The organism is Nocardioides sp. (assembly GCF_014360585.1).
Lineage (GTDB): Bacteria > Actinomycetota > Actinomycetes > Propionibacteriales > Nocardioidaceae > Nocardioides.
This window is the reverse complement of record NZ_JACIXG010000004.1, coordinates 109825-125400: the sequence shown is the minus strand read 5'-3', so window position 1 is coordinate 125400 and position 15576 is coordinate 109825. Positions and strand designations below refer to the sequence as shown.

Below are 15576 nucleotides of genomic sequence, written 5' to 3'. Positions count from 1 at the left end.
CCCCCGGTGGGCTGGGGGGCCTACTCGTCCCCCCCCGGCCGGACGGGAGTGACGCTTCGACGTGCGCTGGTGACGTCTCGGCGAGACCCCAACGCTTCGATCAGAAGCGGCGGGAGGAGTACGTCGGGGTGAGGGCGTCCTTGATCTCGCGGAGCCAGGCGTCGAGTCGGTCGCCGGTGAAGTCACCTTTCCGCACGATGATGATGGTCCAGCCGTGATCGATCAGCCACCCTCGACGCTCTTCGTCATAGATTCGTTGATCGGGGTCGTCGTGGTCTTCGCCGTCGTACTCGATCGCGACCTTGGCAAGTCGATAGGCGAAGTCGAGGCGGTAGGTCGGAATCCCATCGACATCGACCCAGACCTGGGTCTCGGGAAGCGGGAGACCAGCGTCGCTGATCGCGAGTAGGGTCCACGACTCACGCTGAGACTCCAGGCGGCGGTTCAGGAGCGGGACCAGTTCGCGGAGCTGGACGACACCACGACGCCCGCGAAAGCGCGGCAGCTGCTCATCGAGAGAGCTTCGAGTGATGCCATGACGTCTCGCGAACTCGTTGAGCGCAGCCATCGCCTCGCGCCGGTTCAGATTGCAACCGAGATCGAGCGCGGTTCGTAGCGGTGTGGTCACCCGTACGCCACCGATGACAGTGATGTCGTCGGGAAGGAGGTCGCGCGAGCGCCCGTCGGTGCCCGGGCGCCGTGTGCGGGTGTGGCCACGGACAGCGCATGTCTCCACAGCCGGGAGCTGTGCCACCTCCGTTCGCGAGAAGGTGTTGATGCCGTGCACCCAGGCGGCGGATCGGTCACTGATCACCTGATGCTCGGACACCACTTGGGCGAGCGCCTCGGCGCGCTTCACCGGGTCATCCTCCGCCTGGGCGGCGAGATAGACGCCTCTGAAGGGGCGACGCACGTCGCCATGGCTGATTGCTTGGGAGAGTGCGTACCGATTGGTCGCGACCGACTCGATGTCAGTGGTGGTGAAGGGACGCTCGGGCAGCTTGCCGTCGGGAGTGACGAGTGAGAGATTCATGGCCGCAGCGTGCGCCAGGTTGCGTACGAAAATCATCCACTTACGCAGAGGTTGTGGATAACTCGCGACTCAACCCGGACTGTGGACGGAAACTGGCCCGTCACGGTGACGCTTCGGCCGTCCGGAGTGACGCCTCGGCCGACGCGGGTGACGTCTCGGCGGGGAGGGTCAGTGCTGGCCCTTGAGAGCCCGGGGGATCTCCTTGCCCTGGGCGATGGCCTTCTCGGGGGCCTTGACCTTCTTCACCTTGCGTACGCCGATGAAGCCGAGCAGGGCGGCGATCAGGACGTAGAAGGCGAAGACGATCAGGAAGGCCCAGTGGAGGCCGAGGCCGGCGAGGTGGATGAAGTAGGCCGCCGAGACGGAGAGCATGATCACCGCGAGGACCAGCAGGAACGCGGCGGCGGCGAAGAGACCGATGCCGACACCGGCGTTGGTCGCCGAGATCTTGAGCTCCTGCTTGGCGAGCGTGATCTCCTTGTTGACGAGCTCGGAGATGTCGCGGGTGGCGTCGACGACGAGCTTTCCGATCGTCGGGTCCTCGTCACCCGGGGACTTCACGATGTCGACTGCCATGGGAACCCTTCGCTGAAACGTGTGTTGAGGACTTTTCCGACCTTACCGGTCCCGACCCTCATCACCCTCGAACACGTCCGGCACGCCGTCCTTGTTGGCGTCGATCTTCTCCAGCTCCTCGATGCGGCAGTAGGCCCGGTTGCGGGCACGCAGCACCACCGTGGCCAGCGCGGCGGCCAGGACGGACCCGAAGAGCACGCCCACCTTCATGTGGTCGTGGGCGCCAGGATCGGCGTGGAAGGCCAGCTCGCCGATCAGCAGCGACACCGTGAACCCGATGCCTGCCAGCATCGACAATCCGATCACGTCCCACCAGGCGAGGTCGTCGTCGAGCGACGCCTTGGTGAACCGGGCCAGCAGCCATGTCGAGCCCGCGATGCCGATGGTCTTGCCGACGACCAGGCCGAGGATGATGCCGAGCGTGATGGGGTCGCGCATCGCGCTGGTCACCCCGTCCCATCCGCCGATCGCCACGCCGGCGGCGAAGAACGCGAAGACCGGCACCGCGATGCCGGCCGAGACTGGCCGGACCAGGTGCTCGAAATGCTCGGCGAGGCCGTGCTTGGCCTCCGGGTCGCGGGCGATCACCGGAACGGTGAACCCGAGCAGCACGCCCGCGACGGTGGCGTGGACGCCGCTGGCGTGCACGAGAGCCCAGGCGACCGCCGCGAGCGGCAGGAGCAGCCAGGGGCTGCGGATACGGCGCTGAACGAGCAGCGCGAAGAGCCCGATCGGGACGAACGCCAGCAGCAGGTAGCCGATGTGGAGCTCGGAGGTGAAGAAGACCGCGATGATGATGATGCCGAGCAGGTCGTCGACGACGGCGAGAGTCAGCAGGAACGTACGCAGCCCCGCCGGCAGGTGGGTGGAGATGACTGCCAGGATCGCGACCGCGAAGGCGATGTCGGTGGCCACCGGGGTCGCCCAGCCGGCCAGCGACCCGTTGCCGATCAGGTTGACGATCAGGTAGACCAGAGCCGGCACCACCATGCCGCCGATCGCAGCGACGATCGGCAGGGCGGCCCGTCGCGGGTCACGCAGGTCTCCCGAGACGAACTCGCGCTTGAGCTCCAGGCCGACGACGAAGAAGAAGATCGCCAGCAGGCCGTCGGCCGCCCAGGCCCCGATGGTCAGATCGAGGTGGAGGGCGTGCGGTCCGATGCGGTAGTCGCGGACCGCCTCGTACGTCTCCTGCAAGGGGCTGTTGGCGAGGCCGACCGCGATGATCGCGGCGATGATGAGGAGCACGCCACCGGTCGTCTCGGCGCGCAGGATCTCGGCCGTACGCGAGGTCTCCAGCCACGAGCCTCGGGTGAACAGGCGGTTGCGGGTGTCGGACACGGATGGGCCTCCAGAGGCTCAAGGGGTCGAGAAAGTCACGCCGACCAGACTTCCCGGCACACCTGATCTCGACCCTAGCAAGCGCCCATGTCATGGTCCGCGAAGTGGTCGCGATGGGGTCGAGACCTCGCCTCGTGAGATTATTAAACAGGTTCAAATATAACTAAACAATCGAAAAGCGGTGCGACTTTTTGCTGCTGGACCGCCGAGTCGGCGCATCCGACCCGCCTGCTCCGCGCTTCGCTTCGCGAGACACGGGGTCAGATGCGCCGACTCGGCACAGGGTCACTCGGTCGCGGTGGTCTTCCCGGCGGCGATCAGATCCATGATCGTCTGATCGGCGAGCGTCGTGGTGTCCCCGACGCCGCGACCCTCGGCGAGGTCACGCAGCAACCGCCGCATGATCTTCCCCGAGCGGGTCTTGGGCAGCTCGGGCACGATCATGATCTGCCGTGGCTTGGCGATCGGGCCGATCTCCTTGCGGACGTGGTCGGAGAGCTCCTTGTGGCAGTCCTCGGGCGACCCGTCGCGCAGGATGACGTACGCCACCACGGCCTGCCCGGTGTCGGGGTCGGTCGCACCCACGACCGCCGCCTCGGCGACGTAGTGGTGCGAGACCAGGGCCGACTCGATCTCGGTCGTGGAGAGCCGGTGACCGGACACGTTCATCACGTCGTCGACGCGGCCCAGGACCCAGACGTCGCCGTCCTCGTCCTTCTTCGCGCCGTCGCCGGCGAAGTACCAGTGCTCGTTCTCCGGGCCCTGGTTCTTGAACCGCGACCAGTAGGTGTCGATGTAGCGCTGGTCGTCGCCCCAGATCGTACGGAGCATCGACGGCCACGGCTGGGTCAGCACCAGATAGCCCCCGCCGCCGTTCGGCACGGAGACGCCGTCGTCGTCGACCACGTCGGCGCCCACGCCCGGCAGGGCCTTCATCGCCGAGCCCGGCTTGCCGTGGGTGACCCCGGGAAGCGGCGAGATCATGATCGCGCCGGTCTCGGTCTGCCACCAGGTGTCGACCACCGGGACCGAGGACCCGCCGATGACGTCGCGGTACCAGACGTAGGCCTCGGGGTTGATCGGCTCACCGACGGATCCGAGCAGACGGACCGAGGAGAGGTCGCGGGTGTCCGGGATGGCGCGGCCCTGCTTCATGAACGTCCGGATCGCGGTCGGCGCCGTGTAGAAGATGGTGACGCCGTACTCCTCGATGATCTGCCACCAGCGGCCCTTCTCCGGGAAGTCCGGGGTGCCTTCGTAGAGCACCTGGGTGGCGCCGTTGGCCAGCGGGCCGTAGACGATGTAGGAGTGGCCGGTGATCCAGCCGATGTCGGCGGTGCACCAGTAGACGTCGGTCTCCGGCTTGAGGTCGAAGACCTCCCAGTGCGTGAAGGCCGCCTGGGTGAGGTAGCCGCCGGTGGTGTGCAGGATGCCCTTCGGCTTCCCGGTGGTGCCGGACGTGTACATCACGAAGAGCGGGTGCTCGGCGTCGTGGCCCACCGGGGTGTGCTCGGTCGACGCGGTCGAGACGACGTCGCCCCACCACTTGTCGACCGACTCGTTCCAGTCGACGTCCTGGCCGGTGCGCTTGACCACGAGTACGTTCTCGACCAGGCCGGGCTGAGTCCCCTCGACCTTCGTGACCGCCTCGTCCACGGCGGGCTTGAGCGCCGAGGGGGCGCCACGGCGATAGCCGCCGTCCGAGGTGACGATCAGCTTCGCGCCGCAGTCGACGACGCGAGTGGCGAGCGCGTCGGCGGAGAAGCCACCGAAGATGACGGTGTGGATCGCTCCGATCCGAGCACAGGCCAGCATCGCGAAGACGGCCTCGGGGATCATCGGCATGTAGATCGCCACCCGGTCGCCCTTGCCGACGCCCAGCGCCTCGAAGGCGTTCGCGGCCCGGGAGACCTCGTCCTTCAGTTCGGCATAGGTGATGGTTCGCTTGTCGTCGGCCGGCTCGCCGACCCAGTGGATCGCGACCCGGTCACCGAGGCCGGCCTCGACGTGACGGTCGACGGCGTTGTAGGCCACGTTGATCTCGCCGCCCTCGAACCACTTCGCGAAGGGCGGGTTGTCCCAGTTCAGGACACGATCGAACGGCTTCGACCAAGTGAGCCGCTCCGCGGCGGCCGCCCAGAAGGCATCGCGGTCCGCGGCCGCGGAATCGTACGCATCGGCCTTGACGTTGGCGTTGGCGGCGAGCTCGGCAGGCGGCTCGAATCGACGCTTCTCGTGCAGCAGGTTGGAGAGTGTCTCGTCGCTCACGGTTGCTCCTTCAAGGGTCTGAGCTGAGGTTGAGATGAGGCTGAACGTGGCCCACGCCACACTAGAACCTAGGGCTCCAGTGTGGCGTGGGGATGGGCACGGCGACCCGGCAGGGGGTCAGGGCCGCCGCGCGCAGGGGAGCTACTCCTCGGCGTGCTTGGCGACCAGGTCGGTACGCCCGGGGTAGCGGATCTCCTCGACCAGCTCCTGCATGATCGCGGAGGGCTTCTTCGTGAACTGCGAGACCGCGATGGTCACGATGAAGTTGAGCATCATGCCGACGAAGCCGAAGCCCACCGGAGCGATGTCGAGGATCGGGTCCTTACCGAGGAAGAACCAGGCCGACTCCGCCGGAAGCGTCCAGATGAAGTACGCCGCGGTGACGATCAGACCGACCAGCATGCCGGAGGCCGCGCCGGCGGCCGTGCACTTCTTCCAGAAGATGCCGAGCACCAGGATCGGGAAGAATGTCGCGGCTCCGAAGCCGAACGCGAGAGCGACGACCTGCGCGGCGAATCCGGGCGGGTTGATGCCGAGGTAACCGGCGAACAGGACGGCGACACCCATCGCGATGCGGGCGACCTGCAGCTGCTGCTTCTCCGTCGCCTGCGGACGGATCCGCTTGGCGTAGACGTCGTTGGCGACCGAGGAGGAGATCACCAGCAGCAGACCGGACGCGGTGGAGAGCGCCGCGGCCAGACCGCCCGCTGCCACCAGGCCGACGATCGGAGCGGGGAGGCCGCCGATCTCGGGTGAGGCGAGCACGAGGATGTCGTTGTTGATCAGCACCTCGTTGGCCGCCGACCCCATGAAGTCGATGGCGCCGTTCCCGTTGACGTCGGTGATCGCGCCCCCGTCGGCGCCGGTGATCAGGCCGACCGAAGCCCACTTCTCGAACCAGTTCTGGTCGGCGAGGGTGCCGGCCTGGGACGAGCCGAGGATGTTGAACTTCGCGAAGGCTGCCACGGTCGGAGCGGTCGTGTAGAGCAGGGCGATGAAGAAGAGCGCCCACAGTGCCGACACTCGCGCGGCTCGTACGCTCTTCGCGGTGTAGAAGCGGACGATCACGTGGGGAAGGCCCGCGGTGCCGAACATCAGCGTCGCGGTCAGCAGGAACAAGTTCATCTGCGAGGAGCCGACCAAGGCGTCCAGGTACGAGCTGAACCCGAGCTCTGCCTGCAGGGCCTCGAGCTCGCCGAGGATCTGGCCGAAGCCGATCTGCGGCACCGGGATACCGGTGAGCTTCTGCGAGACGGCGAACGCCGGGATGAGGTAGGCGACGATCAGCACGGAGTACTGGCACACCTGGGTCCAGGTGATGCCCTTCATGCCGCCGAGCACGGCGTAGAAGAAGACGATCGCCATACCGATCAGGACGCCGATGCGGGTGTCCACCTCGAGGAAGCGGCTGAAGACGACGCCGACACCGGCCATCTGCCCGGTGACGTATGTCAGCGAGACGACGATCGCGCAGACCACGGCGACCATCCGGGCGGTCTCGTTGTAGCGGTCACCGACGAAGTCGGGGACGGTGTATTTGCCGAACTTTCGCAGGTACGGAGCGAGGAGCATCGCCAGCAGCACGTAGCCGCCGGTCCAGCCCATGAGGTAGGCCGTGCCGCCGTAGCCGTTGCCGGCCAGCGCGATGATGCCTGCCATCGAGATGAACGACGCCGCGCTCATCCAGTCGGCGGCGATCGCGGCTCCGTTGGCCGGGGCGGGGATACCGCCGCCGGCGACGTAGAAGCCCGCGGTGTCGCTGACGCGGCTGACGTAGGCGACGTAGATGTAGACGGCGAAGGTGCCGACGACGAAGATCGTGGTCCAGAGCTGGATGTCGTTCATGAGTGGTGGACCTCCTCCTCGTACTCGTCGATGCCGTACTTCTTGTCCAGCTTGTCCATGCGCCACACGTAGACGGCGATGAGAATCACGAAGACGATGATCGAGCCCTGGTTGGCGAACCAGAATCCGAGCGGGAAGCCGGCGATGACGATGTTGTTGAGGGCATCGGCGAAGAAGATGCCGGCCCCGAACGACACCAGTGCCCAGATGACCAGTAGTACGGCCATGAGTCTTAGATTGTGGCGCCAGTAGGCCCGGCGCGCATTCTCATCCATGCGGATCCTCCAGTAGTGGTCCAGGCGTCTGTGGGGGTGACGCCGATCACGCTGAGATTGGCAACTTCCGGGGTGGGCCCGCAAGGCGCTATCGGTGGTCCGGGGGCACTTTGCGGCCAGCGGCGGGCATCTCTCGATAAGCGGTCGTGAGGGCGGTCAGTGACATGTGTCACACCGAATATCGGTGGATCAGTGACCGTTCGTCGTGCCGGACGGACCGTTCGTCGCGCGCGTTCAGGGATGGGTGGCGGCTGATCCACCTCCCGCGATCGCCGCCGGACCTCTATCGTCAGGTGGCATGAGCCCCGCCACCCCCACCGCAGTGTCGACCAGGCGTCGTGCCGAGCCTGCCAAGCGCCGGCTCGGGCTTGCGGTCGTCTTCGTCCTGCTCGGATCGTTCGTGCCATGGGTCTACACCCCGGTCGGCAGTGTCTCCGGTGCTCAGGGCGCAGGGCTGTGGACCTTCTACGGCGGCATGCTCGGTGTCGCCGCCCTGGTGCTGAAGTGGCGTCGGGTCTGCGCCGTCCAGGCCGCGATCATGGCGGCTGTCGCGCTCGCGCTACCGGTGTGGCAGCTCGTCCACCTGCTCCGGCTCGTCGGATTCGGTGGCTGGATGCCGGGGCCGGGTCTGGTGCTCGTCTTCACCGGTGGCGTGCTCGCTGCGCTGGCGGCGTACCGGTTGTATCTTCCGCCGCCGGAGTGATCAGCGCACGCCCGAGCTGGTGGGCTCCGGGGTGTGCAGGCGTACGAGAAGGCGGGTCGTGTGCGCCGGGACGCGGTCGCCGGTCGAGAGGCTGACGAGGATCATCGTCGCGAAGGCCAGCGGCACCGACCAGGCAGCCGGCCGTGCCAGAGCCGCGTCCCACCAGCTTCCGCTCTCCCAGCCGGCCAGCGTCCACACGACCGCGACCGTGGTGCCGAGGAAGCCGACGGTGAGCCCGGCGGTCGCCCCCGGCGCGGTGAGCCGGCGCCACCAGATGCCGAGGATCAGGAGGGGGCAGAAGGTCGAGGCAGCCATCGCGAACGCGAGCGCCACGCCTCTGGCCACCCCGACCCCCGGCGTGAGCAGCGCGACCGCGCACGGGATCGCGACCGCGATCACCGACGCGATCCGGAACGCGGCCACCCCGCCGATCCCGTGGCCGTAGCGGCGCAGCAACGGCGTGACCACGTCCTGGCTGACCACGCCGGAGACCGCGATCGCGAGGCCTGAGGAGGTCGACAGGAAGGCGGCGAACGCCCCGGCGCACAGGAGTCCGGTGAGCAGCTCGCCCGCGATCCCGTCGACCATCAACCGTGGCAGCACGAGCACGAGCGTGTCGGCGTGCTTCGGGGTGGCGCCGTAGACACTTCCCAGGGCCCCGTAGATCGGCGGCAGCAGGTAGAAGATGCCGAGCAGCACCAGAACCGAGAGCGTCGTACGCCGCGCCGCGCGCCCGTCGGGGTTGGTGTAGAACCGCACGCCCACGTGGGGCAGCCCCATGGTGCCGAGGAAGGTGGCCAGGATCAGCGAGTAGGTGAGGTAGAGGCCCTCCACGCCGCCGGTGCCGAGTGGGAGCGACCACTCGATCGGCCGGACGGTGCGGGGCGCGCCGTCGTTGCCCCAGACCACCAGCAGCACGGCTGCCGGGATCAGCAGGGCGGTGAGCTTGAGCCAGTACTGGAACGCCTGCACGAAGGTGATCGACCGCATCCCACCGGCGAAGACGTTGACCAGTACGACCCCGCCCACCAGGACCGGACCGACCCACTGCGGCGCATCGGCGATGAGCCGAAGGGTGATCCCGGCGCCCTGCAGCTGCGGGAGCAGGTAGAGCCACCCGATCGCGACCACGAGCAGCGCGCACATGGCCCGCACCTGCCGTGAGCCCAGCCGCGCCTCGGCGAAGTCCGGGAGGGTGTACGCCCCCGAGCGCCGCAGCGGCGCGGCCACCAGCACCAGCAAGACGAGGTAGCCGGCCGTCCAGCCGATCGGGTACCAGAGCATCTCGGCACCCTCGACGAGCACCAGCCCGGCGATGCCGAGGAACGATGCCGCGGAGAGGTACTCCCCGCCGATGGCGCTGGCGTTCAGCCCCGGCCGGACCGTGCGCGAGGCGACGTAGAAGTCGCTCGTGGTCCGGCTGAACCGCAGGCCCCAGGTGCCGATCGTCAGGGTCGCCAGCGAGACCAGCACGACCGCGATGATCGCCGGAGCGGAGTCGAGGCTCATTCGTCGTCCTCGGGATATGCCTGATCGTGCTTGTGGTTCAGCTCGGCGAACGCCGCCTCGCTGCGCTCGGCGCGACGAACGTAGAGCCAGCCGAGGAGGACGAGGAACGGGTAGACCAGCACGCCGAGCAGGATCCACGGCAGCGGGACGCCCAGCGGAGCGATGCTCGCCAGACCGGGAAAGAGCCAGAAGACCAGCGGCAGCGACCCGATCCCGAGGGTGAGCAGCACCAGGGTGATGGCGGCCGAGACGAGCTGGTCGCGCATCAGCGACCCGAGGTAGATCTCCCCGAGCCGGTCGGATTCGCCGGGCGACTGGCCACGGGGGATCCGGCGTCGGCGGGGCGGTCCGGTGACGCGTACGCGTTGCTGCTCGCTCACTCGCTCACTCGCTCGAGCGTCGGGCGAGGAGATCCTTCAACTGGCGGGTGTGCCGACGACTGACCTGCAGCTCGGTGCCCCGGGCGGCGCCGCCGACGACGACCGAGCACCGCCCTGCCTCGGACCGCACCTCTGTCACGTGGGCGAGGTTGACGAGGAGAGAGCGGTGGATGCGTACGAACTTCGCGGGCGCCCACTCCTGCTCGAGCTGCGTCAGCGGGACCCGGACCAGGTGGGACCCCTCGCCGGTGTGCAGGCGCGCATAGTCGCCCTGAGCCTCCACGTGGCTGATCTGGCTGCGCCAGACGAACCGGGTCACGCCACCGAGCTCCACCGGAATCTGCAGGTCGCCACTGGGCTCCTCCTCGGGCACGCTGCCCTCCAGGCGGGTGACCGTCTCGGCCAGGCGCTCGGCGCGCACCGGCTTGAGCACGTAGTCGACGGCGCGCAGGTCGAAGGCCTCCAGCGCGTGCTCCTCGTGGGCGGTCACGAAGACGACCGCGGGCGGTGTCTTGAAGCGCGCCAGCAGCCCGGCCAGCTCGAGACCGTTGAGGCCAGGCATCTGGATGTCGAGGAAGACCGCGTCGACGGTCGACTCCTGCAGCTGCTGCAGCCCATCGGTGGCGGAGAGGCAGGTGCGTACGTCAGCGACGCGGGGGTCCTGCCGCAGCAGGTAGGAGAGCTCGTCGGCCGCCGGCGGCTCGTCGTCGACGACGAGCACGCGCAGCCACCCGCCGGGTGCGCCTTGGCGGCGCTGATTGGGGGTGTACGCCGTACGGCTGCTCGACGACGCGGTCATGTCGCCACCTCCGTAGCGCAAGCGCGAGAGTACGGACCCGGCGACATGACGACTTTGATGGCCGCTCGCTTGCGCTCGCTCATGGGTGCACTCCTGGGGCGAACTTCGGGATCCGCAGCACGACCTTCGTGCCGGCGCCGGGGGCGGTCTCGACAACGAGACCGTAGTCGTCGCCGTAGGCGTTGCGGAGCCGGGCGTCGACGTTGCCGAGCCCGATCGAGTCGTTGCTGCCGCTGGTTCCTGTCGAGATGCCGGCCAGGGCGCGGCGTACCTTCTCGGGGTCCTCGCCCGCGCCGTCGTCCTCGACCTCGATCAGGCACTCGGAGCCTCGGTCGGCGGCCTTGATGGAGATGTGACCCGTCTCGGCGTCGGCGAGGCCGTGGCGTACGGCGTTCTCGACCAGGGGCTGGAGGCTGAGGAAGGGGACCGCGATCGGCAGCACCTCGGGCGCGACGGAGAGCCGCACGCTGAGGCGGTCGCCGAAACGGGCCTGCTCGAGGAGCAGATAGCGCTCCACGGACCGCAGCTCCTCCGACAGCGTCGTGTATTCGCCGTGGGTGCGGAAGGAGTAGCGGGTGAAGTCGGCGAACTCGAGCAGCAGCTCCCGAGCGCGCTCGGGATCGGTGCGTACGAAGCTGGCGATCGCACCCAGGGAGTTGTAGATGAAGTGGGGGCTGATCTGGGCGCGCAGCGCGCGCACCTCGGCCTCCATCAACCGCCGCCGCGACGCGTCGAGCTCGGCGAGCTCGAGCTGGCCGGAGACCCAGGTCGCCACCTCGTCGGCGGCGCGAACCATCATCGCGGAGGTGTTCGGGGCGTAGACCTGCAACGTGCCGACGAGGTGGTCCTCGACGACCAGCGGACTGACCACGGCGGTGTGCAGCGGGCAGCCGGCCTGACCGCACTCCAGGTCGACCCGGTCGTAGAACCGGGTCGCGCCGTGGTCCAGCGTCCCCTCGGCCAGCTTGGTCACCTGCTCCTGGTGATGGGTGCCGATGCCCTCCCAGGCGAGCAGGCCGTCGGTGTCGGTGATCGCGAGCGCAGGAGCGGCCAGAAGCGCCTGGAGATGAGGGGCGGCGCGCTCGGCGCTGTCCACGGTCAGACCGCCACGCAGGGCCGGGGTCGCCAAGGACGCGTTGTGGAGGGTGCGGAAGGTCGCCCGGTCGGCCTCTGTGCCCAGATGAGCACGCTTCCAGCGCCGCATCCGCCCCTCCTCGGTGGTCGAGCCTGTCTGGTCCGTCAACTCTGTCGAGATCCGAGAGTTCCAGTGTGACGGCGCCCACGGTATCTGTCACCCAGGCCAGCGCTGGGGCGCCAGGTAGGTTTGCGGCATGCGATTGAGTCGAGTGATCCCGGGCCTTCTGGCCGTCGGTGCGGCTGGTGCGGGTGCCGCCTTCGTGATCGGCATGCGCAACAAGTCGCCGTGGCTGCAGGACCGCATCCGTGCTTTCTCCAAGCGGTTCGCCTCCGAGGCGCTGAAGACCGCCGGCGGCGAAGGCGCCACCAACGGCGTCGTCCTCCACGTCGGTCGCACGAGCGGTCGGGAGTACGCCACCCCGGTCACGCCGTTCCCGACCCCCGACGGCTTCGTCATCAATCTTCCCTACACCTCGAAGGTCGACTGGGCCCAGAACGTCCTGGCCGCCAACTCGGCCACGATCGTCTACGACGGTGTCGACCACCGCGTCACCGACCCGCGGATCGTCCCCTACGCCGAGGTCGCACCCATGCTCCCCAAGGGGGCCGGCCTCTTCCGTGCCGTCTTCGACGTCCAGGAGTTCCTCCGCGTCACCAACGCGGACTGACGTCACCGTCGGGTTGGCGGGACTCGAACCCGCGATCGCCTGGACCCAACCCAGGAGGGATAGCCGCTTCCCCACAACCCGTGCGTGCGTTCACGGGCGCGGTCGCTGCTGCATGACATCAACCGTAGACATGCCCGGACCCCGGGCGCACACCATTTATCGGCGCACACCCGGGGTCCGGAGAGCGGGGACCTACGTCAGTTGCTGACCGGGAACGCGAGCAGCGAGCCCGGGTGGGTGAGGTCGGTGGTCGGGGCGTCACCCTCGCCGCGGACGAGGCCCGCGGTGTCGGTGATCGCGTAGATCGTCTTGCCGTCAGGGCTGACGATCGTGTCGCGGAACCGGTCCTGGTCGGTGTGGAGCGGCTCGACCGCGACCACGTCGGTCTCGATCGAGTTGAGTGCCAGGCGGTAGATCGTGCCGTCCTTGAGGCTGGTCATGATCACCGAGTTCTCCCAGCCCGGCATCGCCCGGCCGACGGCCGGCTTGTAGTAGGTCAGGCTGGACGGGGCGATGGTCGGGTAGCAGATGTAGTAGAGACCGGACTCGTCGCACGGGGCGCCGGTGAAGTCGTGGTCCCAGGTGACCGAGGTGCCGAAGGTGTCCAGCGGCTCGTGGGAGCGCGCCGTGAACTCCGACTCCTTCGACGTCGGGACGTCCTCGTGGATCTCGAAGTCGGAGTGCGTCAGCTCCGCGCACGGCGTCGGGGAGGAGGCGCTCCAGTCGCCGTAGACGTAGGCGGAGTCGTCGTCCTGGTAGCCGGCGACGTTCGGCCAGCCGTAGTTGCCGCCGGGGCGGAGCAGGTTGAGCTCGTCGTCGGTCTTCGGGCCGTGCTCGGCCTCGAGGAGCTGGCCGGAGGGGGTGAAGGCGAAGCCCTGCGGGTTGCGGTGTCCGTAGGTCCAGATGTGGCTGCGTACGCCGTCGATCGTCGGGTTGTCGGTCGGGATGGAGCCGTCGCGGTTCAGCCGCAGCGTCTTGCCCTGGTAGGCGAACCAGTCCTTCGCCGCGACCTCGGCCGCGGTCGGGAGGGTCTGGGCCTGGTTCTGGCGGCAGGCCAGGGAGTACTGGTTGGTGCCCTGGTCGCCGATCGCGTAGTAGAGCTTCCCGTCGGGTCCGATCAGCAGCCGGCCACCCTGGTGGTCGATGCTGCCCGGCAGCCCGGCGATGATCGTGGTCGGGTTGACCAGCTTCTTCCTGGCGTCGTCGTAGCTGTAGCGCACGATCTTGGTGCGGCGGGTCTCGCCCGTGGACTCCTCGGCCTTGCCGGAGTCATAGCTGAACGAGACGTACGCAGAACCTCTGCCCTTGTGGACGACCGACGGCTCCACGGCAAGTCCCAGCACCCCGTCCTGGCCGCTGGAGACGGCCTGGGCCGAGAGGTCCAGAAGCGTGCTCTTCGCGCCGGTCGCGGGGTCCACGCTGAGGACGGACTTGCCGCTCTTCTCGGTGAGCCACAGCCTGTCGTGGGCTCCCCAGGCGAGCGAGTAGGGGTTGGCGAGACCGTCGGCGACCACGTTCGGTGCGCCCAGTGCGGGCTCGGGCCCGCTCGCGGCCGCCGGGATCGCCGGGACGGTGGTGGCGGTCAGCGCTGCCAGAGCAGCGGATCCGGCGGCGAGACCCAGGCTTCGTTTGATGCTCATGAGACTTACTTCTCCTCCAGAGAAATGAGGGGGATCGAAGGAAAATGCAGCAGCGTCCTCCCCGAGATGTGGCCGGTGCCACGAGGACGCTGGCCGGAACTATGGCGGAAGCGAGTTGATCTGGCAACGACCCCGTTCCGGCGAAGAGCGGTAGGTTGCCGAGCGTGGGATATGAGCTGAGAGACCGGTTGGTCGTCGGGATCGCGTCGAGCGCGCTCTTCGACCTGACCGAGTCGGATGCGTACTTCCGCGAGCACGGCGAGGAGGCCTACCGCCGCTACCAGGACGAACGCATCGATGAGCCGCTTCGGCCCGGTGTCGCGTTTCCGTTCATCAAGCGACTGCTGAGCCTCAACGACCTGGCCGCCGACGCCGACGACGGTCTCGTCGAGGTGATCGTGGTCTCCCGCAACGACCCCAACACCGGGCTGCGGGTGATGCGCTCGATCGAGCACCACGACCTGCCGATGACCCGCGCGATCTTCACCCAGGGGCGCTCTCCCCACCGTTACATCGGCGCGCTCGACATGTCGCTGTTCCTCAGCGGCAACCAGTCGGATGTGATCGCCGCGATCCAGGAGGGCTTCCCGGCCGGTCAGGTGCTGCCGTCGGCCGCGACGTACGACGAGACCGACCGTTCCGTCGTCGTCGCCTTCGACTTCGACGGTGTGCTCGCCGACGACCGCTCCGAGCGGGTCTACCGCGAGGAGGGGATGGAGAGGTACCGGGCCCACGAGACGAGCCGCAAGGCCGAGCCGCTCGAGCCCGGACCGCTGCAGCCACTGCTGCGTGATCTCAACCGGATCCAGCAGATCGAGGAGCAGCGCCGCCTGGAGGATCCGGACTACGAGCCGCGGCTGCGGATCGCGCTGGTCACCGCCCGCGGCGCCCCGGCTCACGAGCGGGCGATCCGGTCGCTGCAGTCCTGGGACGTCTACGTCAACGAGGCCTTCTTCCTGGGTGGGGTGGAGAAAGTGCGTGTGCTCGAGGTGCTGCGCCCGCTGATCTTCTTCGACGACCAGACGACCCACCTGGACCCCGCGGTCGGGTCGATCGCCGGGGTGCACATCCCCTACGGCGTCGCCAACACGGACGATGTTTCTGCTGGTCAATAGCATCTTCACAGTTCAGACACAGGTCGTGCTCAACTGGGGGACGGGCCTGTGCCTGTGTCATTCTGGACGGCGTTGTACAGATTCTGTTCATCTAGAAGTGCGAGGAGTTCACTCGATGGCTTCGGCTATGTGTGCCATGTGCACCGAAGACGAGGAGATCCGGGTTCTCTCGCGTGCGGCGGGGGGCCGCCGGCAACTGATGTGCTGCAGGTGTGGGTTCGCGTGGGAAGGCGGGGGCTCCGGCTCCACCCGGGGTGCCGGCTTGGCCGGCATGTTCGGCGCCGCCA

Annotated in this window: 14 protein-coding genes and 1 tRNA gene; 3 read left to right on the top strand and 12 right to left on the bottom strand. The window is 68.1% G+C overall.

Features of this window, described 5'->3' with window-relative positions; all coding sequences use genetic code 11:
* Positions 1-100 precede the first annotated feature (100 nt).
* The 6 genes from H5T77_RS02760 to H5T77_RS02735 form a co-directional block, all read right to left on the bottom strand.
* Positions 101-1033, bottom strand: a complete 933-nt coding sequence (locus H5T77_RS02760) for a DUF559 domain-containing protein (protein ID WP_292644730.1) — start codon at positions 1031-1033, stop codon at positions 101-103.
* Between the two features lie 168 nt (positions 1034-1201).
* Positions 1202-1609: a phage holin family protein gene (locus H5T77_RS02755; RefSeq protein ID WP_292644728.1), complete on the bottom strand. Its 408-nt coding sequence runs from the start codon at positions 1607-1609 to the stop codon at positions 1202-1204.
* Positions 1610-1651: 42 nt separating this feature from the next.
* Positions 1652-2950, bottom strand: coding sequence for a Na+/H+ antiporter NhaA (gene nhaA, locus H5T77_RS02750; protein ID WP_292644725.1), 1299 nt, complete (start codon positions 2948-2950; stop codon positions 1652-1654).
* Between the two features lie 285 nt (positions 2951-3235).
* Positions 3236-5218, bottom strand: coding sequence for an acetate--CoA ligase (acs, locus tag H5T77_RS02745; RefSeq protein WP_292644721.1), 1983 nt, complete (start codon positions 5216-5218; stop codon positions 3236-3238).
* 141 nt (positions 5219-5359) lie between these two features.
* Positions 5360-7063, bottom strand: a complete 1704-nt coding sequence (locus H5T77_RS02740) for a sodium:solute symporter family protein (protein ID WP_292644720.1) — start codon at positions 7061-7063, stop codon at positions 5360-5362.
* On the bottom strand, positions 7060-7338 hold the full coding sequence (locus H5T77_RS02735; protein WP_292644718.1) for a DUF4212 domain-containing protein: 279 nt from the start codon (positions 7336-7338) through the stop codon (positions 7060-7062). Before H5T77_RS02735 ends, H5T77_RS02740 begins: the two co-directional genes overlap by 4 nt.
* A gap of 298 nt (positions 7339-7636) precedes the next feature.
* Here H5T77_RS02735 and H5T77_RS02730 point away from each other — a divergent pair, with 298 nt between their 5' ends.
* On the top strand, positions 7637-8041 hold the full coding sequence (locus H5T77_RS02730; protein ID WP_292644715.1) for a hypothetical protein: 405 nt from the start codon (positions 7637-7639) through the stop codon (positions 8039-8041).
* Here the strand turns inward: H5T77_RS02730 and H5T77_RS02725 are convergent, their stop codons facing one another.
* The 4 genes from H5T77_RS02725 to H5T77_RS02710 all read right to left on the bottom strand — a co-directional run bounded on the left by H5T77_RS02725 (position 8042) and on the right by H5T77_RS02710 (position 11972).
* On the bottom strand, positions 8042-9550 hold the full coding sequence (locus tag H5T77_RS02725; RefSeq protein WP_292644713.1) for a sodium/solute symporter: 1509 nt from the start codon (positions 9548-9550) through the stop codon (positions 8042-8044).
* Complete coding sequence (locus tag H5T77_RS02720; RefSeq protein ID WP_292644712.1) at positions 9547-9930, bottom strand: DUF485 domain-containing protein; 384 nt, start codon at positions 9928-9930, stop codon at positions 9547-9549. Before H5T77_RS02720 ends, H5T77_RS02725 begins: the two co-directional genes overlap by 4 nt.
* Before the next feature lie 4 nt (positions 9931-9934).
* Positions 9935-10729 (bottom strand): LytR/AlgR family response regulator transcription factor, encoded by a 795-nt coding sequence (locus H5T77_RS02715; RefSeq protein ID WP_292644710.1) that lies wholly within the window; start codon positions 10727-10729, stop codon positions 9935-9937.
* 79 nt (positions 10730-10808) lie between these two features.
* Positions 10809-11972 (bottom strand): sensor histidine kinase, encoded by a 1164-nt coding sequence (locus H5T77_RS02710; RefSeq protein WP_292644707.1) that lies wholly within the window; start codon positions 11970-11972, stop codon positions 10809-10811.
* An 88-nt stretch (positions 11973-12060) separates the two neighbouring features.
* Between H5T77_RS02710 and H5T77_RS02705 the strand changes: the two genes are divergently transcribed.
* Positions 12061-12534, top strand: coding sequence for a PNPOx family protein (locus tag H5T77_RS02705; protein WP_292644704.1), 474 nt, complete (start codon positions 12061-12063; stop codon positions 12532-12534).
* Positions 12535-12542: 8 nt separating this feature from the next.
* Here the strand turns inward: H5T77_RS02705 and H5T77_RS02700 are convergent.
* Together H5T77_RS02700 and H5T77_RS02695 are read right to left on the bottom strand one after the other, a co-directional pair.
* A tRNA-Pro gene (locus tag H5T77_RS02700) sits at positions 12543-12615 on the bottom strand.
* A 116-nt stretch (positions 12616-12731) separates the two neighbouring features.
* The gene (locus tag H5T77_RS02695; RefSeq protein WP_292644701.1) at positions 12732-14174 is read right to left on the bottom strand and encodes a glucose/sorbosone family PQQ-dependent dehydrogenase; all 1443 of its coding nucleotides are present in this window, start codon (positions 14172-14174) and stop codon (positions 12732-12734) included.
* A gap of 164 nt (positions 14175-14338) precedes the next feature.
* On the opposite strand from H5T77_RS02695, the gene H5T77_RS02690 reads away from it, so the two are divergent.
* Positions 14339-15289, top strand: coding sequence for a 5'-nucleotidase (locus H5T77_RS02690; RefSeq protein WP_292644698.1), 951 nt, complete (start codon positions 14339-14341; stop codon positions 15287-15289).
* Positions 15290-15576: the final 287 nt, after the last annotated feature.